Source organism: Saccharothrix tamanrassetensis, from assembly GCF_014203665.1.
Lineage (GTDB): Bacteria > Actinomycetota > Actinomycetes > Mycobacteriales > Pseudonocardiaceae > Actinosynnema > Actinosynnema tamanrassetense.
Map to the genome: position 1 here is coordinate 193,986 of NZ_JACHJN010000005.1, position 26,003 is coordinate 219,988.

A 26,003-nucleotide genomic window follows, 5' to 3' on the forward strand; every position below is an offset into this window, starting at 1 on the left:
GTTGACAATGGGCCGGCGGCGGATAGGGTCATTTTCGGAATTGGGGCCGATCGCAGCGCTCTCCCCCTTGCCCGATCCGCCCGGTTCCCCCTTCGGTGCGGCGACCGCAGCGCGCTTTCCCTGCGAAGAAGCGCTCGCGCGGTCGCCGTGCCGGAAAAGCCGTCGAATGCAGATGAGGTCTTCCGCGTGTCGCGCATGAGCAGTGCACTGCCCGTCGTCGTGCTGGCCGGACTCACGCTGGCCGGCTGCGCCGGACAACCGGACATCGGCCTGGTGACCGCCACGGCGACCACCACGGTCCGCACCACGTCGCACTCCAACGTCCCGCCCGCCTCCGCCTCCCCGTCGGGCGAGCCGTCGGAGGCTGCCCCGACCACCACCACGACCACGAGCACGAGCACCCCGCCGGCCGAGCAGCCGCAGCCCGAGCCCGCACCGGAGCCCGTGCCGCGGCCCGAGCCCGTCGCGCCCGCCAGGACCGAGGTCGAGCTCGCCGAGGCCAAGGTGTTCAACCTGACCAACGCCGAGCGCGCGGTCAACGGCTGCCCGGCGCTGGCCGTGGACGAACGGCTGGACAAGGCCGCCCGCGGCCACAGCGCCGACATGGCCGCGCAGAACTACTTCGACCACAAGTCCAAGGACGGCCGCACGTTCGTGGACCGGGTCAAGGCCGCCGGCTACCCCTCGCCCGGCGCGGAGAACATCGCCGCGGGCCAGCGCACCCCCGAAGCCGTGGTCAAGGGCTGGATGGAGTCGCCCGGCCACCGCGCCAACATGCTGAACTGCAAGCTCAAGACCCTGGGCGTCGGCATGGCGCGCGGCGGGGCCTACGGCATCTACTGGACCCAGAACTTCGGCTGGTGACGGGACGCGCGGCGGGTGGTCGCCGGCCTCAGAACTTCGGCTGGTGACCATCCGTCGGCAGTTCGTCCAGGATCAGCACGGTGTGGCTGGACGTCACGTCGGGCATGGTCTGGAGCCTGGACAGCACCAGGTCGCGCAGGCTGTGCGCGTCCGGCGCCCGCACCAGCAGCACCAGGTCGTAGTCGCCGGACACCAGCGCGCCGTGCCACACCTCCGGGATCTCCAGCACCCGCTGCCGCACCGCTTTCCACGAGTGCTGGCTGATCTTGAGGTACACGTAGGCCGAGATGCCGAAGCCGTACCGCTCCGGGTCGACCACCGCCGTGTACCCGGTGATCACGCCGTCCCGGTGCAGCCGTTCCACCCGTGAGTAGGCGCTCGCGCGCGAGATGTGCAGCTTGTCCGCGAGCGCCCGCATGGACAGCCGGCCGTCCGCGCGCAGCTCCTCCACCAACCGCCGGTCGGTCTCGTCGAGAGGAGCCGAATGTCCAGTTCTGGGCGTCACATGGCCGAGGATAACCCCCTTGCGCGGCCATTCGTCCAGAATTCCGCGTCAGAACTGGAAGATTGGTCAGTGTGACCTGGACCATGCCCTCTACTCGCCACATGAGCGTCTGGAGGAGCGATGGTGCACACCAGGGAGCGGTCCTTGCTGCCCACCGAGGAGCCGCTGTCGCTGTTGCGCAAGGACGGCTCGCCGGTCGAGGACTCGCCGCTGACCATGCCGGACGACGACGTGCTGCTCGAACTGCACCGCCGGATGGTCGTCGGCCGGCGCTTCGACACCCAGGCCACCGCGCTGACCAAGCAGGGCCGGCTGGCGGTGTACCCGTCGTCGCGCGGGCAGGAGGCGTGCGAGGTCGGCTCGGTGCTGGCGATGCGCGCGGAAGACTGGCTGTTCCCCACCTACCGCGACTCGGTCGCCCTGGTCACCAGGGGAGTGGACCCGGCGGAGACGCTGACGCTGCTCCAAGGCGGCTGGCACCTGGGTTACGACCCCTATGAGCACCGGGTCGGGCCGCAGTGCACCCCGCTGGCCACCAACACCCTGCACGCCGTCGGGTTCGCGCACGCCGCGCGGCTCAAGGGCGAGGACACCGCGGCGTTGGTGCTGCTGGGCGACGGAGCCACGTCGGAAGGCGACACGCACGAGGCGCTGAACTTCGCCGGCGTGTGGCGCGCTCCCGTCGTGTTCCTCGTGCAGAACAACGGATATGCCATCAGCGTGCCGCTGTCGAAGCAGAACGCCGCGCCCACGTTGGCGCACAAGGGCGTCGGCTACGGCGTGCCGTCCGTCCTGGTGGACGGCAACGACGTCGCGGCCGTGTACGCGGTGGTCCGCGAAGCGCTGGAGTCCGGCGGGCCGACGCTGGTCGAGGCGCTGACCTACCGCATCGAGGCGCACACGAACGCCGACGACGCCACCCGCTACCGGACCTCCGACGAGGTCGCCGCGTGGCTGGACCGCGACCCCGTGGACCGGATCGAGGCCTACCTGACCTCGCGCGGCCTGCTGGACCCCGCCCGCCGGTCGGCCGTCGCGGCGGAGGCCGAGGAGTTCGCCGCCTCCGTGCGGGACAAGATGAACGTCGACCGGACCTACGACCCCGCAGCGCTGTTCGAGCACGTCTACGCGACACCCACCAGGCACCTGCGGGAGCAGGCCGCCGCGCTGGCGGAGGAACTGGCATGACCGTGTCGATGGGCCGCGCGCTGAACCAGGCGCTGGCCGACGCGCTGTCCGAGGACCCCGGCGTGCTGGTGTTCGGCGAGGACGTCGGACCGCTGGGCGGTGTGTTCCGGGTGACGGACGGCCTGACCGCCCGGTTCGGCGAGTCCCGGGTCTTCGACACCCCGCTGGCCGAGTCCGGCATCGTCGGCACGGCGATCGGCATGGCGATGAACGGCCTGCGCCCGGTGGTGGAGATGCAGTTCGACGCGTTCGCCTACCCGGCGTTCGAGCAGATCACCAGCCACCTGGCGAAGATGCGCAACCGCACCCGCGGCCGGGTGTCGCTGCCGGTCGTGATCCGGGTGCCCTACGGCGGCGGGATCGGCGGCGTCGAGCACCACTGCGACTCGTCCGAGGCGTACTACACGCACACGCCGGGGCTGACCGTCGTCACGCCGGGCACGCCGGACGACGCCTACCGGCTGCTGCGGGACTCCATCGCCTCGCCGGACCCGGTGATCTTCCTGGAACCCAAGCGGCGGTACTGGGCCAAGGGCGAGCTGTCGGGCGCGGCCGTGCCGATGGACCGCGCGCTGGTGCGCCGGACCGGGCGGGACGTGACGCTGATCGCCTACGGGCCGATGGTGGCCACCGCACTGGAGACCGCCGAGGCCGCGGTCGAGGAAGGCTGGGACGTCGAGGTCGTGGACCTGCGGTCGCTGTCGCCGTTCGACGACGAGACCGTGTGCGCGTCGGTCCGCAAGACCGGCCGGGCCGTCGTGGTGCACGAGGCCGCCGGTTTCGGCGGGTACGGGGCCGAGGTCGTCGCCCGGGTGACCGAGCGGTGCTTCCACCACCTGCACGCGCCGGTGCTGCGGGTGACCGGGTTCGACATCCCCTACCCGCCGCCGAAGCTGGAGGAACACCACCTGCCGAACGTGGACCGGATCCTGGACGCCGTCGCGCGGCTCCAGTGGGACGACGAGGTCGTGGGGGGCTACCGTGCCTGACTTCCGGCTGCCCGACCTGGGCGAAGGCCTGACCGAGGGCGAGATCGTCAACTGGCTGGTGTCCGTGGGCGACCACGTGTCCGTCGACCAGCCCGTGGTGGAGGTCGAGACGGCGAAAGCCGTGGTCGAGGTGCCCTGCCCGTTCGAGGGCGTGGTGAGCGCGCGGTTCGGCGAGCCGGGGGAGAAGCTGGCGGTCGGTTCCGTGCTGCTGTCCGTGGGTGCGCCGGCCGTCGGTGTGCCGTCGGTGAGCGTGCCGGCCGCACGCGCCGACGAGCCCGTCATGTCCTCGGGGTCGGGCAACGTGCTGATCGGCTACGGCACCTCCGACTCGCCGCGCCGCCGTCGCGCCAACCGCCGCGGACCGGGCCGGGGAGCCGCGTCTCCGGCCACGCCCGCACCGGCTCCGCCCGCTCCTGCCTCCGCCGCGTCTGCTCCGGCCGTGCCGGTACCCGTCGCGTCTGTGCCGGCCCGGGGGAACGCTCCGGCGGTCATCTCACCTCTCGTGCGGCGGATGGCCCGGGACAACGGCCTGGCCCTGGACCGCATCGCCGGCACCGGCCCGGGCGGCGTGATCCGCCGGGCGGACGTCGAGCGCGAACTCGCCGCCGCGACCGCGACCACCAGGACCGCGACCACCAGGACCGCGACCACCAGGACCGCGGCCGGTTCTTCTACGACCGCCCACCCCGTCGAACCCCCATCGGCGGCAGCGGCACCGACCGCACCAGCGGCATCGGCACCGGCGTCCGGCAGGCGCATCCCCCTGCGCGGCCTGCGCGGTGCCGTCGCGCAGAAGCTGGCCACCTCCCGCCGCGAGATCCCCGAGGCGACGGTCTGGGTGGACGTGGACGCGACCGACTTCCTGGCCGCCCGAGCCGCGATGCCGTCCGTGTCGCTGCTCGCGCTGCTGGCCCGCTTCACCGTGCTGGGCCTGAAGAAGTTCCCCGAACTCAACTCCCGGGTCGAAGGCGACGAGATCGCGGTGCTAGACGAGGTCCACCTCGGCTTCGCCGCGCAGACCGACCGCGGCCTGGTGGTCCCGGTGGTCCGCGACGCGCACACCCTCACCACGTCCGCCCTCGCCGCCGCCGTCACCGACCTGGCCGCGGCCGCCCGGGAAGGCCGGATCGCGCCGGCTTCGCTGACCGGCGGCACCTTCACGGTCAACAACTACGGCGTCTTCGGCGTGGACGGCTCGGCCGCGATCATCAACCACCCGGAAGCGGCGATCCTCGGCATCGGCCGCATCATCGACCGGCCGTGGGTGGTCGACGGGCAGCTCGCCGTCCGCAAGGTCACCCAGCTGACCCTGGCCTTCGACCACCGGGTGTGCGACGGCGGCACGGCGGGCGGGTTCCTGCGGTTCGTGGCGGACTGCGTGGAGTCCCCGGTCACGGCCCTCGCGGAACTCTGACCGGACGGTCACCCGGCCCTGGCGCGGGCCGTTGCCGCCCGCCGTATCGCGACTTCGCCCGGTTCGTTGATCCCAACAGCCCACCGGGGACGCTCGTAGATTGGAAGACGTGATCAAGCCCGCCTACCCAGTCCGCACCGAACGCCTGCTCCTGCGCCCGTTCACGCCGGCCGACCACGCCGCGCTGCACTCGTGGCAGTCCAGGCCGGACGTGGTGCGCTACCTGTACGGAGAGCCGAAGACCCCGGAGGAGACCGCCGAGAGCCTGGCGATGAAAGCCGCCGTGACCTGGCCTTCGAAGGAGGGCGAACACCTGTCGCTGGCCGTGGAGCGGGAGGGCGAGGTGATCGGCGAAGCGGTCCTCAAGTGGCTCAACGAACAGCACCGCCAAGGGGAGATCGGCTACATCCTCCACCCCGACCACCACGGCCACGGCTACGCCACCGAAGCCTCCCGGGCCATGCTCGACCTCGGCTTCGACCACCTCGACCTGCACCGCATCGTGGCGTCCTGCGACGCGTCCAACGAAGCGTCGTGGCGGGTCATGGAACGGCTCGGCATGCGCCGCGAGGCCCACTTCCGCCACGGCGAGGTGTTCAAGGGCTCGTGGGGCGAAGAGTTCGTCTACGCGATCCTCGAAGACGAGTGGCGCGCCACCCGGTGACCTCCGGAACCCGTCATCGGCGTGGTTCCGCGCTCCCTCCCGGTGCATGATCGGCCGATGGCGGTGAACCTCGTCTGGTACGTCAGCTACGGGTCGAACATGTATGCCGATCGGTTCGCCTGTTACCTCGCCGGAGGAAGACCCGAAGGCGCGGCGCGGGAGTACCCGGGTTGCCGGGACACCAGCCCGCCGTCGGCCGTGCGGGCGTTCGAGGTCGCGGGCGGGGTGTACTTCGCCACCGAGTCGCCGGTGTGGGGCGGCGGGCGGGCCTTCTACGACCCGGCGCTGCCGGGCAAGGCTGCCGTGCGCGGGTACCTGATCACCGCGGCGCAGTTCGCCGACGTCGCCGAGCAGGAGATGTACCGCGAGCCCGGCACGGACTTCGACTTCGCCGAAGTGCTGGCCAACGGGCGGCACGTGCGGGGGACCGGTCGGTACGAGACCCTGCTGCACCTCGGGGACGTGACCGGACATCCGGCGCTGACCTTCACCGCGCCCTGGTCCTCCGCCGACGTGGAGCACGTCGCACCCTCGGGCGGCTACCTGAGGATGCTGCGCGACGGCCTGCGGGAAGCCCACGGCTGGGACGTCGCGCGAGCCGCCGCCTACCTGGCCCGGTGCACGGAGTTCTGGACGCCGCCCCAGGTCGAAGCGCTCTAGTCCTTGTCCGACACCGGGTCCAGGTTGCCGGATCGGTCGGGCACGCAGGACGCCGTGCGGGCCGTGGTGCTCAGGAACGCGGACATGCACCGGCCGAACTGCTCGTGACCCCGGGCGTTGGGGTGGAACGACTCCTGGAGCGCGTGCCGGGCCCGTGCCTCGTCGCGCAGGCCGTCGAAGTCGACCGTGAGCCGGGTGAACCACTCGCTGTCCGGGTTCCCGCCGCCCGCGCACGCCTCGTGCTTGTCGCCCGCCCGGGACAGGTCCAGGAAGCGCGTCCCGACCGCGGCGGCGGCCTTGCGCAGGCCGGACGACAGCTCGCCCACCGCGTTGTCGCGGACCCAGCGCAGGTCACCGGTCCGGAGCGGGCAACCGGCCAGGTTCTGCAGGTCGAACGGCAGATCCGGGCTCACCGGGGACGCGTAGGACTGCAGCACCAGCGTGTACGAACGGGGCGTGTAGCCCTCGTCGCGCAGCACCTGGCGGATGTCGCGCAGGGCGCTCTCGACCTTCGGCACCATCCGGTCGACGCGACCGCGCCAGTCCTCGGTCAGCGCCTGCGAGCAGTCCGTCCGGCGCTGGAACCACGCCTGGAGGCAGGTGCCGAGCACGTCGGAGAAGCGCGGGTCGTCGTTCGCGCCCACCGCGACCACGATGGTCGTCACGCGGTACTCGCGGGCGATGCGGGCCAGTTGCCGCGCCTGCGACCCCTCGGTGTTGCGGACCTGGTCGGTGAGGCCGACCTGTTCCGCGTTCGCGCCCGAGCACGCCAGGTTGAACACCTTGTCGATGCCGGCGACCCTGGTGTGGTGGATCGACGCGTTCCGCGACCGGTGGCACCAGTTGTCGTTCTCACCGTCCGTGCCGGGCTCGTAGCTGCCGGCGCCTTCGCCCGACATGGTGCTGTCACCCATCGCCACCATCGCGGTCGGGGCGTCCGGCCCCGGTCCGGGCGGATCCGGGAACGGGCTGTCGGCCACCATCAGCAGCAGTGCCACCAAGGGCAGCACGAGGGCGAGAGCGACGAGTCGACGGAACATCGCGCCCTAGTCTACGGAAACCCGGCCGGCGGAGAGCACGACCGTGCGGTCGGCCGCCCGGTGCACCTCGTCGTGGTGCGTGGCGATGAGCACGGCCGCGCCCTCGTCCGCCGCCCGCCGCAGCACCCGCACCGCCGTGGGCGCGCTGACCCGGTCCAGGTGCGCGGTCGGTTCGTCGGCCAGCAGCACCTTGGGCGACCCGACCACGGCCCGGGCCAGCGCGGCGCGCTGCTGCTGCCCGAACGACACCTCGCCGGGGTAGCGGTCGGCCAGCTCGCCGATGCCCAGCTCCGCCAGCAGCTCGGCGACCCGGCTGACGTCGACCGGACCGGACCCGGCGGCCGTGCCGAGCCGCAGCGGCAGCGCCACGTTCTCCGCCAGCGTCAACTCGCCCGCCAGGCTCAGCGCCTGGGGGAGCAGCGCGCACCGCTGCCAGGTGGGCGGCGTGGTCATCACCTCGCCGCACAGCTCGACCGTGCCCTCGTCGGCCCGGTCGAACCCGGACAGCACGGTCAGCAGCGCGCTCTTGCCCGACCCGGACGGCCCGGACAGCGTCACCAGCTCGCCCGCCGCCACCTCCAGGTCGACCCCGCGCAGCACGTGCACCGGTCCGCCGGCGTGCTCGAACGACCGCCGGACACCCACCACCCGCAACGCCGTCATGCCGCCAACGCCCCGTTCCGCAGCTCGTAACTGGTGTCCGCCAACGCGATCAGCCGGGGGTCGTGCGACGCGACGACCACCGGCACGCCCTGCCGCGCGAGGTCGACCAGCGTCTCCAGCACGAGGTCCGCCGACGTCGAGTCCAGCTGGGACGTCGGCTCGTCGGCCAGCACCACGGAAGCGCCACGGGCCAGCGCGCACCCGAACGCCAACCGCTGCTGCTGGCCGCCGGACATCGCCGACACCTTCCACCCGGCCGTGTCCGGCAGCCCCAGCCGGGCCAGCAGTTCGTCCACCCGCACGGCGCGCCCCGCCGCCTGGGCGGCTGCCCGGAGGTTGTCGCCGACGGTCAGGTGGCCGATCAGGTTGTCGGCGGGGTTCTGGAACACCAGCGCGATCTCGGTGCGCCGCAACGCCCGCCGCGCCCTGGACGACAGCTGCGCGGTGCCCGCGCCGCGCAGCTCCACAGCGCCCAGCGTGGGGCGCTCCACCAGGCTCAGCACCCGCAGCAGGGTCGACTTGCCCGACCCGGACGGCCCGGCGAGCACGGTGATCCCGCTCGACGGCACGTCGAGCGACACCTCCGACACCGCGGTCACCGACCCGGCGGGGGTCCGGTACTCGACGCCCACCTCGCGCAGGCGCATCACGTGCTCGGCCACCGGCCGCTCGTCGTGCGCGTCGGCCAGGACCGCACCCCGGTCGAAGTCGTCGGCCACGACCGGCCTCCCGTCGAACCCGTCAGCCACGGATCAGCTCCTCTCGGTCGAGCCGGACGACCACGGCCGCGCCGCGGGCACGTGTCCACCACATCCGGTCAGTCACGGATCAGCTCTCCGATCCGCGCCGAGCGGACCGCGCGCACCGCGATCCACGCCGCCACCAGCACTACCGCCGCACTGCCCGCGACCGTGGTCACCAGCAGCGGGAACACGTCGGGCAGCTCCGGTGTCGGGGTCAGCCTCGGCGCCGGGTCCAGCTTCGGCACGGCGAAGCCGCTGCTCACCATGCTCGCGGTGAGCCCGACCGCGAGCGCCGCGACGGCGAGCGCGCCCAGTTCCAGCAGGTGGCTCGACAGCAGCGCCGCCGGGCGCAGGCCCATCCGGGTGCTGAACGCCCCGGACACCGCGTTCTGCCGCCGCCGCACCTCGATCGCCAGCAGCAGCGCGATCGCCGCGACGACCGCCAGCACCGCGCCGATGGCGGTGACGAAACCGAACGTCCACTGGATGGTCAGGAACGGCAGACCCGACACCGCCTTCTTCTTCTCACCCACGTTCCGGTACTTGATCCCGGCGTCCGCCAGCGCCTCGGTCAGCTCGCCCAGCGGCTTGGCGGACCACACGTACCAGGAGCCCACGTCGTCCGCCGACGTGACCTTGTCGCGCGGCACCACCCACCCGGACGTGCCGAGCTTCGGGAACGACGGCAGGTGCTCCTCGGGGTTGATCGCGGGCAGACCGGGCAGCGTCACCTCGCGGCGCGGCGCGCTGCCGATCCGCAGCGGCCGGGACAGCAGCGCCGGGTCGACGTCGTGGCCGAACGCCCCGTCGTTGAACGTCTTCGGGTCGACGACCAGCACCACCTGCTCGTTCTTCTCGCTGAGCCCCACGATGGTCGAGTTGCCGCGCAGCACGTCGGGCAGCACGGTGTCGTCGGCGACCTGGGCGAAGCTCTCCGCGCCCGTGTAGGTGCCGGACTTGAACTCCAGCGCGGTCTTCTGCGAGCCCGCGATGCTGGAGCCCACCGCGATGGTGCCGATCGCCAGCACACCCACCAGCAGCACGCCGGTCACCGGTCCGGCGGCGGCGGCGAGGCGGCGGATCGCCAGCTGCGCGGGCGGCTTGGACCACAGCGACGCGCGGTGCGAGGCCTTGAGCGCCCACCGCGCCACGCGGGCCGCGAGCAGGGCCGTGGTCAGCACGACCAGCAGCGGGAACGCCAGCGCGGCGGCGTCGATCCGGGGCAGGCCGCCGATCTTGAGCGGGGTGGCCAGACCGCTGTGCTGCACCCGGTTCCACGCCCACACCGCGAGGCCGGCGGTGGCCAGCTCCCAAGGGACGGCGGCCAGCACGCGGCGGACGCGGGTGCCGGTGGTGGCTGCCTGGAACATCCGGTGCGTGCGCACGGCGGCGGTCGCCCAGGTGGTCGCGACGCTGAGCGCGATGACCACCAGGACGGCCGCCGAGGCGGTGGTCGACGTGCCCGGTGGCAGCGCGGTCGACGGCGCGTAGACGGGTACCAGCAGCCGGCCGACGCCGAGCCCGAGCGCGCCGCCCACGACGAGCGGCAGCCCCAGTTCGAGCAGCGCCCGGCCGCCCAGCGCCGCCGGGCCGGAGCCGCGCACCCACAGCAGCCGCAGCTCGGTGTGCCGGCGCTGCGCCCACTGGACGGTCACCGTGGCCACCCCGGCCAGGCCGATGAGGAGGCTGATCAGGGTCAGCGGGAGGATCGCGGAACGGACGTTGCCCACGGTCTGGTGGGCGTTCTCCACCGGCAGGACCAGCTGGGAGACCACCCGGACGCCCTGGTCCGCGATCGGCTTGACGCGTGCGGTGCCGGTGGCCAGCAAGTCCTCGGCCTCGTCCACGGTCCGCGGCACGGCGCTGGGGAACCGGACGGTCACGTCGACGGTGCCGGCCAGCTCGCGCGGGAGGTCGGCGAACGAAGCGGCGCTCGGCATCCACACCACGGACGTCGCGAGGTCGTACTTCGCGTACGTGTTCGGGATGACCCACGACCGTTCGGAGCACCACCACGCGTCGAGCGGGTCGCGCAGGTCGGCGTAGATGGCGGTGACCGGGGGCAGCCTCCCGCCCATGCCGCGCTTGCCCAGTTGCAGATCTGTGGTCATGGCGATGCTCTTGGGCACCCAGAGCCCGTCCTTGGAGCCGCCTTCGAGGACGGTCAGGCGGTCCGTGGCGCCGGGCCGGAAGCCGAACTTGGCGTAGGTCTGCTTGCCGCCGAAGTCGGCGCGCGCTTCACGCGTGTAGGTGGCGGGCAGCATCGGCTGGTCGCCGACGGTCTGGCGCACGGCGTCCAGCAGCGGCGTCACCTGCTCGGGAGGCGAGCGCATCTCCAGCGACGGGTGCAGCGACTCGGTGCAGAGCCGGTCCTGCTGGTAGTCCACGGCGGCACTGCCGGACGCCGCCGAGTGCATCACCGCGGCGGCCACGACGAAACTCAACAGGAGCGCGGTGACCAGGCTGACGATCAGGGTCAGCGGGCTCGACAGCGCGGCGCGCGGTGCGGCTCTCCACGGTATCTGCACCTCGTGAACGGTAATCGGTAAAGGCTGGTCAGCGGTCGGGTTTCGGTACCTTGGCGGGGGCCGTCGCCGCTGGTGGACGCACCGTAGCCGGACGAGCACGCCGATGTGGGGTCGGCAGACGGGGGAACCGCACGCCGCCGCTTGACAGGCCGACTGTGGTCTAGTCCAATTTTCACCACCTGGAGGCCGCCCACCGCTAGGAGGCAACGACCGATGTCACGCAGAGTCCTGTTGGCGAGGGTGGCGGCGGTGGGGGCGCTGGTGCTGGGCGCCGTCGCGGTCGGCTTCGCCCCGGCGCACGCCGCCTCGGCCACCGCGACGTTCACCAAGACCGCGTCCTGGGATTCCGGCTACACCGCCCAGTTCGTCGTGAAGAACGAGACCAGCGCCGCGATCGCCGGGTGGAAGGTGGAGTTCGACCTGCCCTCCGGCACCAGTGTCGCCGCGTACTGGGACGCGCTCCAGACCAACGCGAGCGGCCACTACACGTTCACCAACCGGGACTACAACCGGACCGTCGCGCCCGGTGCCACGGTCACCTTCGGCTTCAACGCGACCGGGCCCGGCGTGCCCGTCAACTGCAAGCTCAACGGAGCGGCGTGCACGGGCGCGCCCACGGTCACCACGACCACGACCACGACGACGTCACCGACCACGACGACCTCGCCGACCACCACGACGACGTCGCCCACGACGACCACCACCACGTCGAGCACCACGACCACCACCAGCACGACGACCACCACCACGACGACCCCGCCCGTCGGGCTGCCCAAGCGGGTCCTGGTCGGGTACCTGCACGCCAGCTTCGCCAACGGTTCCGGCTACATCCGGATGAAGGACGTCTCGCCGGACTGGGACATCATCAACCTGTCCTTCGCCGAGCCCACGTCGGTGACCTCAGGGGATCTGCGCTTCCAGCAGTGCCCGGTGGCCGAGTGCCCGAACGTCGAGTCCGAGGCCGAGTTCATCGCCGGCATCAAGGAGAAGCAGGCGCAGGGCAAGAAGGTGCTGATCTCCATCGGTGGCCAGAACGGGCAGGTCCAGCTGACCACGGCGGGCGCGCGGGACGCGTTCGTGCGCAGCGTGAGCGCCATCATCGACCGTTACGGCCTGGACGGTCTCGACGTCGACTTCGAGGGCCACTCGCTGTCCCTCAACTCCGGCGACACCGACTTCCGCAGCCCGACCACGCCGGTGGTGGTCAACCTGATCTCCGCGCTCAAGTCGCTGAAGGCGCGCTACGGAGCCAAGTTCGTGCTCACCATGGCCCCGGAGACGTTCTTCGTCCAGCTCGGCTACCAGTTCTACGGCGGCGGCAGCGGCCAGGACCCGCGTGCGGGCGCGTACCTGCCGGTCATCCACGCCATGCGGGACGACCTCACCCTGCTGCACGTCCAGCACTACAACTCCGGCCCGATCATGGGTCTGGACAACCAGTACCACTTCATGGGCGGCGCGGACTTCCACGTCGCGATGGCCGACATGGTGCTCGCCGGCTTCCCGGTGCGCGGCGACGCGACGAAGGTCTTCACCGGCCTGCGCCAGGACCAGGTCGCCATCGGCCTGCCCGCAAGCGTCAACGCGGGCAACGGCCACACCTCGGTCGCCGAGACGCACAAGGCGCTGGACTGCCTGATGAAGGGCACGAACTGCGGCCCGTACAAGCCCAAGGCGACCTACCCGAACCTGCGCGGCCTGATGACGTGGTCGATCAACTGGGACAAGTACAACGGCTTCGAATTCTCCAAGTCCCACCGCGCCTACTTGCCCCGGTAGCACCTGGCGAGTACCGGCCGGGCTCCCGACCACTCGGCAGGCCCGGCCGGTGCCGTCATCCGGCCGTGGGGTACCACGCGGGCGGTGTCTGCCAGGTTGCGGCGGTGGGTCGTTGCCCGCCTGTGGTCAGGTATTCGTGGGCGGCTCGGCGTACCACGTCCAGCGGGATTTCCGAGTCTGCCGGGTATTCGGTGTCGGAGTTCATGTAGTAGTACAGGATTCGTCCGTCCGCGTTGGCGTCGCTGCCGGACGTGGCTCTGCTGAACCACCGGCCGTCCGGTGAGGTGTAGACGAGTGCGCCCTGGCCGGTGTTGCCGTGCACGCCTACGTCCAACGTCTTCCGCCGGGTGTTCGTGTCCGCCGGTCGAGCCGGTTTCAGGTGCACGACAATCCGGCCGTCCCATGCGATCACGGCGTCCAACACGGCGTCTAGTTCGGCCGAGGTGCGGACGGTCACGGCTTCGTCCTGTTCCTCGTCGTACCAAGCCTCTAGCTCCACCACGGTTGGGCTCCTCCTGTGTACCGGGTGCGGGTTCGAGCGCCGCCGGCGGTTTGTCCGTGCACTGAACCCTTTTCATCGTGGTTGGCACCCGGTCTCGATGTGGTGCAGGACGAGGATGGCTGCGGTGATCGCGGTGGCTCGGCGTGGGCAGCAGCGCAGCTTGGTCAGGATCTTCCAGCCCTTGAGCAGTGCCACGGCGCGTTCGCCGAGGGCGCGGATGCGGGCGTGTGCCCGGTTGACCGCCTTCTGACCTCGTGACAGCCGAGGCCGCTTGGCGTTGCGCTTGAACGGGGTGCGCACCGTGCCGCCCGCGCCTTGGTACGCCTTGTCGGCGAACGTGGTGACGCTGTGGCCGGTCAGCACGTCGACGAGGCCGTGGGTGCGGGCCGCGGTCAGGTCGTGGACCGCGCCGGGCAGAGCCGGCGAGACCCACACCAGCCGGCCCGCCGGGTCGGCGAGGACTTGGACGTTGACGCCGTGGCGACGGTGTTTGCCCGAGTAGTAGGGCTTCTGGTCGGCGATGCGGTCGATGGGGACCAGGGTGCCGTCCAGGATCGCGTAGGCGAGTCGGGCGGCGCGTTCACCGGCGGCGTGAAGGTCGTCGGCCAGGACGGCGAGCAGGTCCACCGCTTCCCGGACGTAGCGCCAGGCGGTGCTGCGGGAGATGCCGAACCCTGCGGCCAGGCGGGCGTGGGTATCGCCGTTGCGCAGGTGAGCGAGCGCGAGCAGTGCTTGACGACCGGGCTCCAGGCGCCGCCATCGGGACCGGCGCCGCACCCGCTCCGCGCGGATGAGATCGCCCAAGCGGACGAGGGTGTGGTTGGACAGCGGAATCGCGGCAGGGTAAGACAGCACGGCGAGGCTCCCGGTTGGGGCATCGGATCTTGGTCGACTGCTGTCCTACCTGGAGCCTCGCCCATCGCGCTCCCCACTGCTCAACCTGCACCGTGACCTGCACCGTCACGTTGAAAATGCCTCACTGTCAACGTGGACCCTTCGGGAGAAGGATCGGCACAAGGGTGTCACAGGAATCGTCGCGCCCACGACACGGCCGATAACTGATGATCAGTGTCGCGTGCATGATTCCGTTCGCCACCATGTACGCGGCCAACTTCTGTTCCACGTCGCCGGAACGGCCTGAGCCATCCGGAAGACCCATTCGCGCTAGCTGGCTCTGCACCAGTGCGGAGCGCTGATCGAATCCGCTTTGAATCGGCTGAGCAGTGCCGTCCGGGCCGATCCAACGGCCCACCGTCTTCTGCCTGCTGTTGGGCACTACGGGTGGGGTAGTTCGCGCCGTAGTTCTTCGATCCGTTCCGGCGGGGAGTACGGGCGGTTCGGCCGGGTCGGGCCGGAGCCGTTGCTCTGGTTGCGCCGGGGGCTGTGCGGGCGGCTGTTGAGGGGGAGGGGCCGGGGTTGCGGTGGTCTCGGTCGCCAGGCGGTCCGCGTAGCTCTCGGCGTTTTTCGCGGCCTCGTTCAGCAGGGACCACAGGTAGCCCTTACACGCATCCACCACGCCCGTGAATGTGGCCAACACCTGTGCTCCGTCCGCTTCGAGGTGGTGCGCACCTTTCATTGCGCGGGCCAACATGTCATGTGCCTCTTGGGCCAGGTCTTCCGCCTGTTCCAACGCCGTGCGAGACTGCGCGGCCTTCCCGCACGCGGCCTGGACCCCTGCGACCACGTCCCCGAGTGACGCCACCGCGGCCTCCCCTCCCCGCGTCAGCGTGGCACAGGGGTACAACAGTTACCGGGCGACACGGCCAGTGGCGGACTTGCCTACTTGTCCACTTGCCTCGGCAGCACCCTCCCGCGCCTCGGCGCAGACCTGTGTCTGCGTGTTCTCCCCGTATGGCCTGCGCGCAGCGAACCGCGCTTGTCCTTGGGGCGCAAGCACGCTTTTCGCTTGTGCCCCAAGGACAAGGGTGGTTGTCTTGACCAGGCCATGCGGGGAGAACACGACCGCTCTTGCTTGTTCTTCCTCCCCGGAGGCCTGCCCAGCGGCGAGCGTCGCTTTTCTCTTTGACCGGCAGCGATCGAGATCCAGGTCGCCGACCGCTCCGGGCCCGGAAGATCGAACCAGTCGGTGGCCGCTCTGCGGCCCGGAAGATCGAACCAGTCGGTGACCGCTGTGGGTCGAAGGACTTGAAAGAGTCCTCGCCGGACAGGCAGGCCCCCAAGGAGTGGGGAAGTGCTTCGTGCCCTCCCTGTACGGCCTGCCGGAGGCAACCACCCTTGGGTTGGTGGTGCAAGCGGTGAAGCGTGCTTGCACCACCAACCCAAGCGCGGTCGGGCTTCGCCCAGGCCGTACGGGGAGAACACGAAGCACACGTGTGCGCCGAAGCGCAGCGGAGTGGCTGGGAGCGCCGCCGCATGACGACCGCGCCCATAGCGGTCAGCGCCAGCTCCACTGGATGCCGTACTGGCCGGGCGCCGGGTCCAGGGTGATGAACTGGAACGTGCTCGCCGCCTGGTTGAACGTCACCTCGCCGCGCTTCTCCACCGGCGATGCGTTGCGCTGCTGGAAGTAGCCGTTGCAGCTGCGCGGCAAGTGGTCCGGGTCGAACGCGATCTGGAGCACGAGGTCCCGTGCCGGCCGGTAGATGGCCAGTTGCGCGTGCTGGTCGGTCTGCCCCGGAGGGAACCGCACGCCGAACTCCACGGCGGCCAGCTCCCCGGAGTCCAGCGGCCGGTCGAGCACGAACTCGAACGCGCACGTGGAGGACGGCACGTCCGCCCGGAACCGGGCCGGGCGGCAGCCCTCCGTGTGCGTCACGACCGGGGGCTGGTTGAGGCTGGAGCAGCGGGTGACGAAGATGAACCGGGACGTGCCGTCGTGGTCGGCCCGGAGCAGTCGGCGCACCCTCATCGACTCCTCGTGGCCGCGCCCGTCGACCCGGTAGGACACGTGCTGCGACAGCCGGTGCGGGGAGTCCAGCTGGTCCGGCGTCGCGTCCACCTTGGCCAGCGCGCGGGCCACCGACTCCGGTCGGTCCCACACCTGGTCGTAGGCGACGGCCCGGCCGGTGCGGTTGGTCCACCGGCCGCGCGGTCTGCGCGGGCCGAGCAGGGCGGTCAGCGCCTGCGGGGGCTGACCGAGGATCACCTCCAGCGCCGTGACGGCCGCCAGCGAACTGGCCCGCTCCGGTCGGTTCTCGCCGTTCTGCCAGTAGCTCAACGCGCTGACGCTGACCGGGGTCGACCGCTCGCGCAGCCGCCGGCTGATCTCGTTGAGGCTGAGCCCGCTGCGCTGGATCGCGGCGCGCAGCGCGGTGCTGAAGTCGGCGGGGATCGTGGTGGTCATGACGGCCCCTTCGTCAACGCTGCAGGGTGCGTTCAGGGATTGGCTGCCGGCGGCAGCGTACCTCTCCGTCCGGTCCGAAGGAATTCGCAGAACGATTCCGGCCATTTGTCGACGTGGTCGGTGCACGTACTTGGTATGCCCGTTCACGGCCGCAGCGTTCGGCAGGCGTCCGGAGCGGTTCGCGGGGAGAGCGCTGACGACAGCGCCGCCATCGGTCCGGAGACCTGTGACGGCCGACGTGGCCACCACCAGGCAGTTCGGGGCACGTCCAGAGTTATCCAGCCAGACGGCGAGCTTTTCGTTGACGGGCGTTCACTTCGCATTAGGGTTGACTCGTCCCCCTCGCCGGAGGTCCACCCGACGGGTCTTTTCCACCCTGCCCGCGTTATCGGAAAAGACCGCGAGCTTATTTCGACGAATCGCAACCCTGAGCCGTTTCCAACCTCATCCGGCGTTGAGTTGAAGTACGAGGACGGCTCGGGTCAGGTCGGTGATGCGGGTGGTGGAGCAGCGGAGTCTGCGCAGTAGTCGCCAGGTCTTGAGGGTGGAGGCGGCGCGTTCGCCCGGTGCGCGGATGCGGGCGTGGGAGCGGTTGACCGCCTGCTGTCCGGGCGAGAGGTTGTGCCGCTTGCCGCGGTAGGGGACGCGGACCGGGCCGCCGGCACCCCGGTAGGCCTTGTCCGCCCAGCACGGGATGTCCGCTCCGGTCAGGGCGTCGACGATGCCGTGGGTGCGGGCCGCGGTCAGGTCGTGGGTCGAGCCGGGCAACGCGGGCGAGTCCACGGCAGGCGTCCGGCCGGGTCGGCGAGGACTTGGACCTTCATGCCGTGGCGAGGAGCTTCGCCGTTTCTCCACCACGAACCGCAGCTCACGCCACCAGGCTGGACAGGGCTCAATGCACTTTTGGACACCTGCGTTGCCCTGCGTCCAGTACCGAGGAACATCCCGGGGCCGACGGTCAACAGGGACCATGTCCGTGAGCGCCACGAGGAGGATCAATGCGAGATCGCGCGACGAATCCCAAGGACCCGGAGCGGCGTGGCACCCCGGCTGGTCCGGCACCGTCAACATCCGGCGCCAATGCCGCACTGTCGAGGAGCGGCAGCCTCACAGATCCTGGCCTTGCAACGCCTTATCGGAAACACCGCCGTGACGCAGCGGCTCCAGGGCGACGTACAACGCGACGCGGTCCACAAGGGGCTGCGTTCACCCGGGCAGCCGCTTGGTGACAGTACTCGTGCCGAGATGGAAGATCGACTGGGCGCGGATTTTTCCGATGTACGGGTGCACACCGATGATGCGGCGCATGTCGCCGCCGAGTCAGTGCAGGCGCACGCTTACCTCTGGCTCGCACATCGCGTTCCAACGAGGCCAGTTCGATACGGGATCCCTGGAGGGAAAACGGACTTTGGCGCACGAGTTGACCCACGTGCTCCAGCAACGGTCCGGCCCGGTGGCGGGCAATGAAACCGGAAACGGGTTGAGTATTTCCGATCCATCGGACGCGTTCGAACGCGCCGTCGAGGCCAACGCGGAACGGGCCATGACGAAGCCCGTCCAGGCATCGAGCGAGGTGGCGCCCGCGGGGTCCAATGCCCCGGCGCAACCCGTCAATGGTTCGGTGCAACGTGTTATAAATGCCACCGGACTCGCGGGAACCGCTTATCAGGCGGAATTGACTGCCATACGAGATCACAGCTCGACCGCGCGAATAAGGCAGTTCTTGGCCGAGTGCGCGGCCAGTAACAACACATTCCTCAGATTCACGGCCGTACCCATGACAGGCCACGGGCTCACTGAGGGGTTCATCTACGACGGTGCAAACCGATACGATCTCGATGACCCGGACAATATCGATTGGTCTGTCGTCAAGCCCAGGACGTCGAATATTGACATTGTGGTATCTTTGAACGCTGCGCAGACCAACCCGGTGGTCAGAATCGAAACACTCCTTCATGAGCTGGCGATCCATGCGGTACACATGTGGGATGTCGTTAAAAGGCTCCGCGAAAGCAGTGCCGGCGCAGCGGCCAATTCAATCCTTCATAGCCACCTCGACGGATCGAACTCCTGCGAGTGGCAACACAACAGACTCGGCATGGGGAGAAACCGGGTGATCTCGGCAGAAGTGGCAAACCTTGGGAGGGTCCTCGGTATCAATCTGCAATCAGAGTACGATGTCGATGTGCTCGACCACGAGCCCTGATTCTCGGGTGATCGTCGACGAGAACGGCTCGATCAGGACCGCGCACCCGACCAGTGGTGACGGCGTGGTGCCGAAGAACCTGGTGGAGCCGTTGGCCGATCGCCTGCCGGACGCGGACCCGGATCGAGTGCCGCCGGATGAGGTTGGGAAGGGCTCCCTGTCCGCCCGATTCGAACCTGGGGACGGCCGGTGCCTTCTCCCGCCCGGCCGTCCCCGTCCTGCCCACGGAGGATCGCCGGCGGTGAATGCCTACCTCGGGGCCGGGTCGACCAGGAACTCCTGGTCGGCCTTGCCCGAGCAGGTGGTCTGCATGATCTCCGCGCCCACCTCCACGTCGGCCGGACCACCGAGCACGCCGACGCACTTGCCGCTGTGCACCGGCCGCAGCACGAAACCCCGTGGCTCGGGCGCGGACACCGGCTCCAGCAGGAACCGCTGGTGTGCCGCGCTGGTGCACTGGTCCGGCGCGATCAGCGCCTCGTCGTCCAGGAACGCGCCGTCCACGGACAGGCACCCCCAGCCCTCCTTGGGATGCCGCCACTTGATCAGGTACACGCCCTCGCCCACGGCCTCCAGGTACGTGTCGGGAACCAGCCCCTCGCACGGCCGCTGCACGGCCAGCACCCGATCGGTGCGCTGGTTCCGCTCCTTGCCCTCGCCGATGCACAGGTCCTTGTCCGCCACGTGCGCCGGCCGCAGCAGGTACCGGCCGTCGGCGGGCAGCTTCTCCAGCGAACCCGGCCGGATGACCAGCGCGGTGACGGTGGCCGCGACGGCGGCGAGCGCGGCGACCCCCGCCACCAGCGGCCACCAGTTGCGTCGGGGCTTGGCCGACGGCTCCTCGGCGGGCTCCCCGGCCGGGTTGGTCTCCGGGTCCATGGCCAGCCTGCGCCGCGCCGCGACCCACCGTTCGGCGTCCTCGTCACCGAGCCCGCACGCCCGCGCGTAGGCGGTCACCAGCTGCTCGCGCGGCAGCGTGGTCCGTCCCAGCATGGTCGCGGTGGTGCTGGACGGCAGCACGTACCCGGCCGCCTGCGCTTTCCCCTCCAGTTGTCGGTAGGTCAACCCGGACCACAGCCGCAGTTGCCGCATCGCGGTGACGAACTCGGCGGCGGTGGTCGCGTCCTCGGGCCCCGGCGGCCCCGCCCGGTGATCTTCCACGCCCCCAGCTTGCTCTAGCCGGCTGCCGCCCTCCATCGGCGGTTCGGTCCACGGCACTGGTGCGAGTGTCGGCAGGGCGATGCCGATTTCGGGTGTCCCGCCGGCCGGCCCGGAACCGGAGCGGTCCCCGGCGGCGTTTCGGACAGACCGGTGACCAGTACGTACAGGCTCGTACAAGGTCGAACGTCGGCGAACGCCCGGAGCACCGCTATACCGGGATCGGGAGGTGCGGCATGGCGGTGGAGATCCGGTTGCTGGGCACGGTCGACGCGGTGGTGGACGGACGACGGACGGACCTGGGGCACGCGAGACAGCGGTGCGTCCTGGTGGCGCTCGCGGCGGAGGCGAACCAGCCGGTGAGCTTCGACCAGCTCGTCACGCGGGTGTGGGCGGACCGGCCGCCACGCCGGCCGCGTGCCGCGCTGTACGGCTACCTGTACCGGCTGCGGCAGCTGCTCGCGGACGCCCACGACGTGGCCCTGGTCCGCCGGACCGGCTGCTACGAACTGGTGGTGGACCCGGACGCGGTGGACCTGCGCCGGTTCGAACGCCTGCTGGCCGCCGCGCGCCGAGCCGGCACGGACGGGGAGCGGCTGGCGCTGTTCGACACCGCGTTGGGGCTGTGGCGGGGCGAGCCGTTCGCCGGACTGGACACGCCGTGGCTGGGTGCGCTGCGGGTGATGGCCGAGCAGCAGCGGTTCCTCGCCGAGACCGACCGCACGGACGTGGTGCTGCGGTCGGGCCGGTGCGACGAGGAACTGGCCAGGCTCGCCGCCCGCGCGGCGGTGCACCCGCTGGACGAACGGGTGGCGGCCCAACTCGTGCTGGCCCTGCACCGGACCGGGCGGACGGCCGAGGCGCTGGGCCACTACCAGCGGGTGCGCCGACTGCTGGCGGACGAGCTGGGCACCGATCCGGGCACCGCCCTGCGCGCGGTCCACCGCGAAGTGCTCCGGACCTCGACGGACGACCGGCTCGCCGGCCACCGACGGGTGCTGCACGCTTAGCGGTTCGTCGGCGGGTGGTGCGCCGTCAGGGCTGGGCGGGCGAGCCGTCCACCGGCGTCACCCTCGGCTCACTCCCTGGCCTCATACCCCGGCCTCACACCCCGGCCGACACCGACACGCCCGCGCCGATCCGGCGCGGCACGGTGACCCCGGTGACCAGGTTGCCGGTGGAGGCGACCACCAAGTTCGGCCCCTGGAGGTCCAGGCCGACACCGGCGCCGTTGCCCCGGATCGTGTTGCCGGTGACGACGAGGTTGCCCACGCCGTAGTTGACGCGGGTCTCCAGGAACGTGCCGGCGCCCCCGTTCGCCTTGAACACCCGGTTACCGCTGATCGTGGACGCCGCCTCACCCTGCACCGACACCCGGATGCCGGCAGCGGTGAAGTCCTCCAGGTAGTTGTCCGTGATCGACGACCCGAACAGCCGTTCCGCCCACAGCGCCACCCCGCCGACGCCGTACACGTGGTTGCCGCGGATCAGCCAGCCGGCCGCGTTGTCCAGGCCGATGCCGTCGGTGCCGGAGCCCTCCACCCAGTTGTCCAGCAGCTGCCAGTCCGTCACCGAGTTGCGGGTGTCCTCCACGTGCACGCCGCGCCCGCCGGACCCGGCGATGTGGCTGCCCGTGATGCGCCCGTTGACCTGGGTGTTGGTCAGCTCGGTGCGGTTGGCGGACAGGTTGGTGACCCGGATGCCGTGCCGGGTGGCGCCCCGCACCGCGATGTCGTCCACCACCGACTGCCACGACCGCAGCACGAGCCCGTCACGGCCACCCGGGTTCCGGTCGCGGTCGGCTTCCAGGGTCAGCGACCGGACGGTGACCGGGCCGCCGGTCCACGGCACGTCGTCCAGGTAGGAGTCACTGGCCAGCATGGCGTCCAGGTTCGCGCCGGGTGCCTGCCGGATGACCGTGCCGCTGCGGGACAGCCCCCGGTACGTGCGGTCGCTCGCGAGCCGGATGGTGCCGTCGATCAGGCACGTCCCCTGGAGCACGATCTCGTCGCCGGGTGCGCTGGCCGCGGTGGCCGCGTTGATCCGCTCGTCGTCACCGGTGTCGTCGGCGCACAACAGGTCCGTCCGCCCGCTCGCCTGCGCCTGGCCGCTCACCAGCACGGCCCCGAGCACCGCCACCAACGCGACCCACGCCGTTCGTCCGGCCATGATCCCCTCCTCCGCCTGAAGATCCACTGTCGCGGGAGCCGCTGGACGGAAACTTGAAAGGGTCTCGAATCCCTGCCGTCACACTTCCGCGTGGCTCGCGTCGCGCGGATAGCCTGAACGGCCTAACGTCGGAGGTGTCCGCACGACGAGGGGAAGCGCATGACCGGGACTACCGGCTGGATCGCGAGGACCTCGTTCCGCCCGTCACCGGACACGACATGTCCGGCTTAACGCTCGGGGGTGTCGCCTTGGCCGGCTTAAGACTTCGGGGGGTGCGCCGGGCCGCGGCGCACCCCCGGCACGTTTGCGGGAGTAGCCGGCGCTGAGTCGTCGCGCCGGTTCCGGTCGTCCGAACGACCGCTGCCGGCCGTCGCGCTCGACCGGGCGGACGCCAGGCCGCTGAGCCTGGTCTCGACCGTCCCTTCGGGTTCGAGCGTCCACCGCCGGTCGGGTGTTCCGGTGCGGGAGTGCCGGAGCGCGGCGGCTTCGGGCGAGGCCGAGCTGTGGTCCACGTCGGCGCACAGTCCGTTCCCGGGGTCGCGTGGCCGGAAGCCGCCGTCGGTCCGCGGCAAGAGCTGCCGGCGCTGGTGCGCGCCGCCGTTCGCGGCGGCCTGGACCGGCCGAGTCTTCACTGCCGTGCCGGGCGCGTCGGCCACGTGCCCGGTGCCGGCGGCGAGCACCGAGGACTTCGTTCCAGCGGGCCGATTCCCGCCGCTGAGGTTGCACCCCGCTGTTCACGCGCCGCCGTCGACCTGTCCGGTGGAGTACCGGCAACCGGGCCCGAGGCCGGCCGTGGGCAGGCGAGGTCCGCTCACGGCCGGGCGCACGAGGGGTTCAGGACAGGATCACCGAGCGGGTCAGGTGGCGGGGCTGGTCGGGGTTCAGGCCGGCCGCCTCGGCGATGTGCACGGCCAGCCGCTGCGCCAGCACGAGCGTCGCCATCGGATCGTGGGAGCTGGTCACGAACGTCCCACCGGTCGCGGCCACGTCGTCGGCCAGGCCGGCGGGCGCGGGACCGAACATCCACGCCAGCCGCCCCGGCGCGGTGATGCTGATCGGCCCGTGCCGGTAGTCCATGGCCGGGTACGACTCGGTCCACGCGCCGGCCGCCTCGCGCATCTTCAGCGCCGCCTCGTGCGCCAGCCCGCACGTCCACCCCCGCCCGAGGAACGTGAACTGCGCGGCCCCGGTCCACTCCGGGCGCAGCGGGGCCGTCAGCGCCGTGCTCGCGTCGGCGATCGCGCCGGCCAGGTCCTCGCCCAGGGACGCCCGGAGCAGGGCCAGGGTGCTGGTCGCGAACCGGGTCTGGACGACCGACGCCTCGTCGGCGAAGTCCAGCACCACCAGCTCGTCGGCCGCGTCCACCACGGGCGTCCCGCCGTCCGCGGTGATGGCCAGCGTCGGCACGGACACGTTGTCGAGCAGCTCCAGCACCTCCGACGTGGTGCCGGAGCGGGTGATGGCGACGATGCGGTCGTAGTCGCGCACGCCGGGGAACTCGGACGCGGCGAACGCGTCGGTGTGGCCGAGCCCGCGCGCCTCGCGCAGCCACGCGTAGGACTGGGCGATGAACCAGGACGTGCCGCAGCCGACCACGGCCACCCGCTCACCGGGTCGGGGCAGGCGGGGCGCGACCTCCTTGGCCAGCGTGGACGCCCGGTGCCAGCAGTCCGGTTGGGTGGCGATCTCGACAGCGACGTGGGTGCTCACGGGCTCTCCTCCAGGTGGTGCGCATTTCTGCACTCAAGGCACGAACATACTGCATGATTTTGCAACGCAACCACCCCGTTCCGGCTGGAAGCCATGCTCAAACGCTGGTGACAGGCTGCTGACCGGTGACTTCTCTGGGGGAAGTATGTGCACAATTGCTCACCGGTCGCCTCGGTGTGGAGTGCACCACACAACCCGAGCAGTGCACCGTGCACTGCTCGGGTGTCAGTCTCGCGCCGTGGCTAACGGGGTGACGGGCGCAGCCGATCCTGCGGGTGACAGGAGGTGGACCTTGACCACCACTACCCGCAGTTCGCCAGGTCTGTTGCGCTCGTTGCCCCTCCTGGTACCGGGATTGCTGTTGCTCGTGGCCATCGCGCTCATCCCGGTCTCGGCCGGCGGGGACAGCCTCTACCGCGTCACGACACCGCAGTTCACCGTCATGAAGCCCGACTGCGCCGAGGACGGCACGGTTGTCACGTGCGCCATGCCGGTCGGCGACAAGACCCTGACCGTCGTCATCGACGTCGACAGGGCACAGCTGAATTCCGGCTGCACCGCCACCTACGGCTCCCGACCGACCGCGTGCACCCGCGACCGCACGCTGGGCAACGTGTTCACGCCGGCGGTCGTCCTGGACGGCTTCACGGTCTCCGACGAGGCGGCCGAAGCCGTGCGCGCCGGCCAACCCTGGTGGTCCGGCATCGGCGAAAGCGGGCTCACCCGCGGTCTTTTCGGGGTTCTGGTGGGAATGTCGCTGGCCGCCGCCCTGGTGAGCTGGTTGCTCTCCAAGCGGCCACGGGCGGCGGATCCGAACGGTGCGCGGACGACCGTGACGACGGCAGCGGCCGTGTTGGTGCCCTTCGCGGGCATCGTGCTGCTCGTGCCGCCGGACCAGGTGGCCGACAAGCTGCCGATGTTGCTGCTGCCGTGCTTCGCGCTCACGCTGGTGCTGCCGTGGCAGCTGCTGGTGCATCGTGCGATCAGCGGGAAGATCGGTTCACGGCTGGGTCTGACCGCCGCGGCCTTGGTGGCGACGGCGGTCTACGGGTCCGCGACGCTGCTGGTGCTGTCCCTGGCGACAGGGCTGGTGGACTGACCGCCGGCGGTCCGGGCGGCTATTCGAACCGGCTCGGGTCGCCCGCACCCCGGCGCACGATCTCCGGCTCGCCGTTGGAGAAGTCGATGACGGTGGTCGGCTCGGTGCCGCAGTCGCCCGAGTCGAGCACCGCGTCCACCACGTTGTCCAGCCGGTCCTTGATCTCCCAGCCGTGCACCAGCGGCTCCTCCTGGTCGGGCAGCAGCAGGGTGCTGGACAGCAGCGGCTCGCCCAGCTCCTGGAGCAGGGCCTGCGCCACGGCGTGCTCGGGGATGCGCGCGCCCACCGTCTTCTTCTTCGGGTGCAGCAGCCGGCGCGGCACCTCGCGCGTCGCCGGGAGGATGAACGTGTAGCTGCCCGGTGTCGCCGCCTTGATCGCCCGGAACACCGTGTTGTCCACGTGCACGAACTGACCGAGCTGCGCGAAGTCCCGGCACATCAGGGTGAAGTGGTGCCGGTCGTCCAGGTGTCGGATCTGCCGGATGCGGTCCAGGCCGTCCTTGTTGCCCAACCGGCAGCCCAGCGCGTAGCAGGAGTCGGTGGGGTAGGCGATGAGACCGTCCGACCTGATCAGCTCCACCGCTTGGTCGATGCTGCGGCGCTGGGGGTTGACCGGGTGCACGTCGTAGTACCTCGCCATGCGCGGAGCCTAGTAGGGCCTGATTCGCGACGCGCGGGGACGTCGGCCGGCCGGCTGCACCCCGCACGGAGTCGACCATTCCGGATGGTCGACTCCCGCCGGACGTCGAGCACCCCGGATAGCGGGCACGAACCACCCCGGACGTTTCCCACCCGCCTCGGTCCGGTATTCCGCAGAA

The 26,003-nt window shown here is 70.9% G+C and carries 22 protein-coding genes and 2 pseudogenes; 10 read left to right on the forward strand and 14 right to left on the reverse strand.

The annotated features are described in order from the left end of the window. Positions 1 to 195: 195 nt before the first annotated feature. Positions 196 to 864: a CAP domain-containing protein gene (locus tag FHS29_RS17350; RefSeq protein WP_221456192.1), complete on the forward strand. Its 669-nt coding sequence runs from the start codon at positions 196 to 198 to the stop codon at positions 862 to 864. A gap of 28 nt (positions 865 to 892) precedes the next feature. Here the strand turns inward: FHS29_RS17350 and FHS29_RS17355 are convergent, their stop codons facing one another. Continuing rightward, positions 893 to 1,369 (reverse strand): Lrp/AsnC family transcriptional regulator, encoded by a 477-nt coding sequence (locus tag FHS29_RS17355; protein WP_312864963.1) that lies wholly within the window; start codon positions 1,367 to 1,369, stop codon positions 893 to 895. Positions 1,370 to 1,489: 120 nt separating this feature from the next. Between FHS29_RS17355 and FHS29_RS17360 the strand changes: the two genes are divergently transcribed. From FHS29_RS17360 to FHS29_RS17380, 5 genes are all read left to right on the forward strand, one after another. After that, on the forward strand, positions 1,490 to 2,557 hold the full coding sequence (locus FHS29_RS17360) for a thiamine pyrophosphate-dependent dehydrogenase E1 component subunit alpha (protein ID WP_184691709.1): 1,068 nt from the start codon (positions 1,490 to 1,492) through the stop codon (positions 2,555 to 2,557). Next, the gene (locus tag FHS29_RS17365; protein WP_184691710.1) at positions 2,554 to 3,546 is read left to right on the forward strand and encodes an alpha-ketoacid dehydrogenase subunit beta; all 993 of its coding nucleotides are present in this window, start codon (positions 2,554 to 2,556) and stop codon (positions 3,544 to 3,546) included. The genes FHS29_RS17360 and FHS29_RS17365 overlap by 4 nt, the downstream gene beginning before the upstream one ends. After that, on the forward strand, positions 3,539 to 4,960 hold the full coding sequence (locus FHS29_RS17370; protein WP_184691711.1) for a dihydrolipoamide acetyltransferase family protein: 1,422 nt from the start codon (positions 3,539 to 3,541) through the stop codon (positions 4,958 to 4,960). The genes FHS29_RS17365 and FHS29_RS17370 overlap by 8 nt, the downstream gene beginning before the upstream one ends. A 109-nt stretch (positions 4,961 to 5,069) precedes the next feature. Then, positions 5,070 to 5,624 carry a GNAT family N-acetyltransferase gene (locus tag FHS29_RS17375; RefSeq protein ID WP_184691712.1) on the forward strand — a complete coding sequence of 185 codons (555 nt, stop codon included), beginning with the start codon at positions 5,070 to 5,072 and terminating at the stop codon, positions 5,622 to 5,624. Positions 5,625 to 5,681: 57 nt separating this feature from the next. Next, positions 5,682 to 6,284: a histone deacetylase gene (locus FHS29_RS17380; RefSeq protein ID WP_221456194.1), complete on the forward strand. Its 603-nt coding sequence runs from the start codon at positions 5,682 to 5,684 to the stop codon at positions 6,282 to 6,284. On the opposite strand, the gene FHS29_RS17385 is transcribed toward FHS29_RS17380, so the two are convergent. The 4 genes from FHS29_RS17385 to FHS29_RS17400 all read right to left on the reverse strand — a co-directional run bounded on the left by FHS29_RS17385 (position 6,281) and on the right by FHS29_RS17400 (position 11,258). After that, positions 6,281 to 7,324, reverse strand: a complete 1,044-nt coding sequence (locus FHS29_RS17385; RefSeq protein ID WP_184691713.1) for a GDSL-type esterase/lipase family protein — start codon at positions 7,322 to 7,324, stop codon at positions 6,281 to 6,283. The genes FHS29_RS17380 and FHS29_RS17385 overlap by 4 nt on opposite strands. Before the next feature lie 6 nt (positions 7,325 to 7,330). Further along, the gene (locus tag FHS29_RS17390; protein WP_184691714.1) at positions 7,331 to 7,987 is read right to left on the reverse strand and encodes an ABC transporter ATP-binding protein; all 657 of its coding nucleotides are present in this window, start codon (positions 7,985 to 7,987) and stop codon (positions 7,331 to 7,333) included. Continuing rightward, positions 7,984 to 8,634 (reverse strand): ABC transporter ATP-binding protein, encoded by a 651-nt coding sequence (locus FHS29_RS17395; RefSeq protein WP_184692321.1) that lies wholly within the window; start codon positions 8,632 to 8,634, stop codon positions 7,984 to 7,986. The genes FHS29_RS17390 and FHS29_RS17395 overlap by 4 nt, the downstream gene beginning before the upstream one ends. Positions 8,635 to 8,804: 170 nt before the next feature. After that, a complete protein-coding gene (locus tag FHS29_RS17400) occupies positions 8,805 to 11,258 on the reverse strand; it encodes an ABC transporter permease (RefSeq protein ID WP_184691715.1) in 2,454 nt (817 codons plus the stop codon). Positions 11,259 to 11,471: 213 nt separating this feature from the next. Between FHS29_RS17400 and FHS29_RS17405 the strand changes: the two genes are divergently transcribed. Next, positions 11,472 to 13,037, forward strand: a complete 1,566-nt coding sequence (locus tag FHS29_RS17405) for a chitinase (protein WP_184691716.1) — start codon at positions 11,472 to 11,474, stop codon at positions 13,035 to 13,037. A 55-nt stretch (positions 13,038 to 13,092) separates the two neighbouring features. Here the strand turns inward: FHS29_RS17405 and FHS29_RS17410 are convergent, their stop codons facing one another. The 5 genes and pseudogenes from FHS29_RS17410 to FHS29_RS17430 form a co-directional block, all read right to left on the reverse strand. Beyond that, positions 13,093 to 13,539: an Imm1 family immunity protein gene (locus tag FHS29_RS17410; RefSeq protein ID WP_184691717.1), complete on the reverse strand. Its 447-nt coding sequence runs from the start codon at positions 13,537 to 13,539 to the stop codon at positions 13,093 to 13,095. Between the two features lie 72 nt (positions 13,540 to 13,611). Next, positions 13,612 to 14,394, reverse strand: coding sequence for a transposase family protein (locus FHS29_RS17415; protein WP_184691718.1), 783 nt, complete (start codon positions 14,392 to 14,394; stop codon positions 13,612 to 13,614). Between the two features lie 127 nt (positions 14,395 to 14,521). Continuing rightward, positions 14,522 to 15,130, reverse strand: coding sequence for a DddA-like double-stranded DNA deaminase toxin (locus FHS29_RS38485; protein WP_376774449.1), 609 nt, complete (start codon positions 15,128 to 15,130; stop codon positions 14,522 to 14,524). A gap of 804 nt (positions 15,131 to 15,934) precedes the next feature. Further along, a complete protein-coding gene (locus tag FHS29_RS17425; RefSeq protein WP_184691720.1) occupies positions 15,935 to 16,843 on the reverse strand; it encodes a helix-turn-helix domain-containing protein in 909 nt (302 codons plus the stop codon). A 444-nt stretch (positions 16,844 to 17,287) separates the two neighbouring features. After that, positions 17,288 to 17,679, reverse strand: a pseudogene (locus FHS29_RS17430) (transposase family protein); the annotation flags it as partial. A gap of 409 nt (positions 17,680 to 18,088) precedes the next feature. Between FHS29_RS17430 and FHS29_RS17435 the strand changes: the two are divergent. Then, positions 18,089 to 19,049, forward strand: a pseudogene (locus tag FHS29_RS17435) (eCIS core domain-containing protein). A gap of 249 nt (positions 19,050 to 19,298) precedes the next feature. Here the strand turns inward: FHS29_RS17435 and FHS29_RS17440 are convergent. Then, positions 19,299 to 20,210, reverse strand: a complete 912-nt coding sequence (locus FHS29_RS17440; protein ID WP_184691721.1) for an XRE family transcriptional regulator — start codon at positions 20,208 to 20,210, stop codon at positions 19,299 to 19,301. Between the two features lie 233 nt (positions 20,211 to 20,443). Between FHS29_RS17440 and FHS29_RS17445 the strand changes: the two genes are divergently transcribed. Next, positions 20,444 to 21,217, forward strand: a complete 774-nt coding sequence (locus tag FHS29_RS17445; protein ID WP_184691722.1) for an AfsR/SARP family transcriptional regulator — start codon at positions 20,444 to 20,446, stop codon at positions 21,215 to 21,217. Positions 21,218 to 21,311: 94 nt separating this feature from the next. Here the strand turns inward: FHS29_RS17445 and FHS29_RS17450 are convergent, their stop codons facing one another. Further along, on the reverse strand, positions 21,312 to 22,376 hold the full coding sequence (locus FHS29_RS17450) for a right-handed parallel beta-helix repeat-containing protein (protein WP_184691723.1): 1,065 nt from the start codon (positions 22,374 to 22,376) through the stop codon (positions 21,312 to 21,314). 834 nt (positions 22,377 to 23,210) lie between these two features. After that, entirely contained in the window at positions 23,211 to 24,086 is an 876-nt protein-coding gene (locus tag FHS29_RS17455; RefSeq protein ID WP_184691724.1) for an SIS domain-containing protein, read from the reverse strand. Positions 24,087 to 24,378: 292 nt separating this feature from the next. Here FHS29_RS17455 and FHS29_RS17460 point away from each other — a divergent pair, with 292 nt between their 5' ends. Next, positions 24,379 to 25,185 carry a hypothetical protein gene (locus tag FHS29_RS17460; RefSeq protein WP_184691725.1) on the forward strand — a complete coding sequence of 269 codons (807 nt, stop codon included), beginning with the start codon at positions 24,379 to 24,381 and terminating at the stop codon, positions 25,183 to 25,185. Positions 25,186 to 25,204: 19 nt separating this feature from the next. On the opposite strand, the gene FHS29_RS17465 is transcribed toward FHS29_RS17460, so the two are convergent. Then, the gene (locus FHS29_RS17465; protein ID WP_184691726.1) at positions 25,205 to 25,825 is read right to left on the reverse strand and encodes an L-threonylcarbamoyladenylate synthase; all 621 of its coding nucleotides are present in this window, start codon (positions 25,823 to 25,825) and stop codon (positions 25,205 to 25,207) included. Positions 25,826 to 26,003: the final 178 nt, after the last annotated feature.

Bases quoted from the DNA above. Each gene is read 5' to 3' on its own strand.
- FHS29_RS17350 (WP_221456192.1), top strand. From the start codon at position 196: ATGAGCAGTGCACTGCCCGTCGTCGTGCTGGCCGGACTCACGCTGGCC.
- FHS29_RS17360 (WP_184691709.1), top strand. From the start codon at position 1,490: ATGGTGCACACCAGGGAGCGGTCCTTGCTGCCCACCGAGGAGCCGCTG.
- FHS29_RS17365 (WP_184691710.1), top strand. From the start codon at position 2,554: ATGACCGTGTCGATGGGCCGCGCGCTGAACCAGGCGCTGGCCGACGCG.
- FHS29_RS17380 (WP_221456194.1), top strand. From the start codon at position 5,682: ATGGCGGTGAACCTCGTCTGGTACGTCAGCTACGGGTCGAACATGTAT.
- FHS29_RS17385 (WP_184691713.1), bottom strand. From the start codon at position 7,324: ATGTTCCGTCGACTCGTCGCTCTCGCCCTCGTGCTGCCCTTGGTGGCA.
- FHS29_RS17390 (WP_184691714.1), bottom strand. From the start codon at position 7,987: ATGACGGCGTTGCGGGTGGTGGGTGTCCGGCGGTCGTTCGAGCACGCC.
- FHS29_RS17395 (WP_184692321.1), bottom strand. From the start codon at position 8,634: ATGCGCCTGCGCGAGGTGGGCGTCGAGTACCGGACCCCCGCCGGGTCG.
- FHS29_RS17405 (WP_184691716.1), top strand. From the start codon at position 11,472: ATGTCACGCAGAGTCCTGTTGGCGAGGGTGGCGGCGGTGGGGGCGCTG.
- FHS29_RS38485 (WP_376774449.1), bottom strand. From the start codon at position 15,130: ATGTTGGCCCGCGCAATGAAAGGTGCGCACCACCTCGAAGCGGACGGA.
- FHS29_RS17425 (WP_184691720.1), bottom strand. From the start codon at position 16,843: ATGACCACCACGATCCCCGCCGACTTCAGCACCGCGCTGCGCGCCGCG.
- FHS29_RS17445 (WP_184691722.1), top strand. From the start codon at position 20,444: ATGGCGGTGGAGATCCGGTTGCTGGGCACGGTCGACGCGGTGGTGGAC.
- FHS29_RS17450 (WP_184691723.1), bottom strand. From the start codon at position 22,376: ATGGCCGGACGAACGGCGTGGGTCGCGTTGGTGGCGGTGCTCGGGGCC.
- FHS29_RS17465 (WP_184691726.1), bottom strand. From the start codon at position 25,825: ATGGCGAGGTACTACGACGTGCACCCGGTCAACCCCCAGCGCCGCAGC.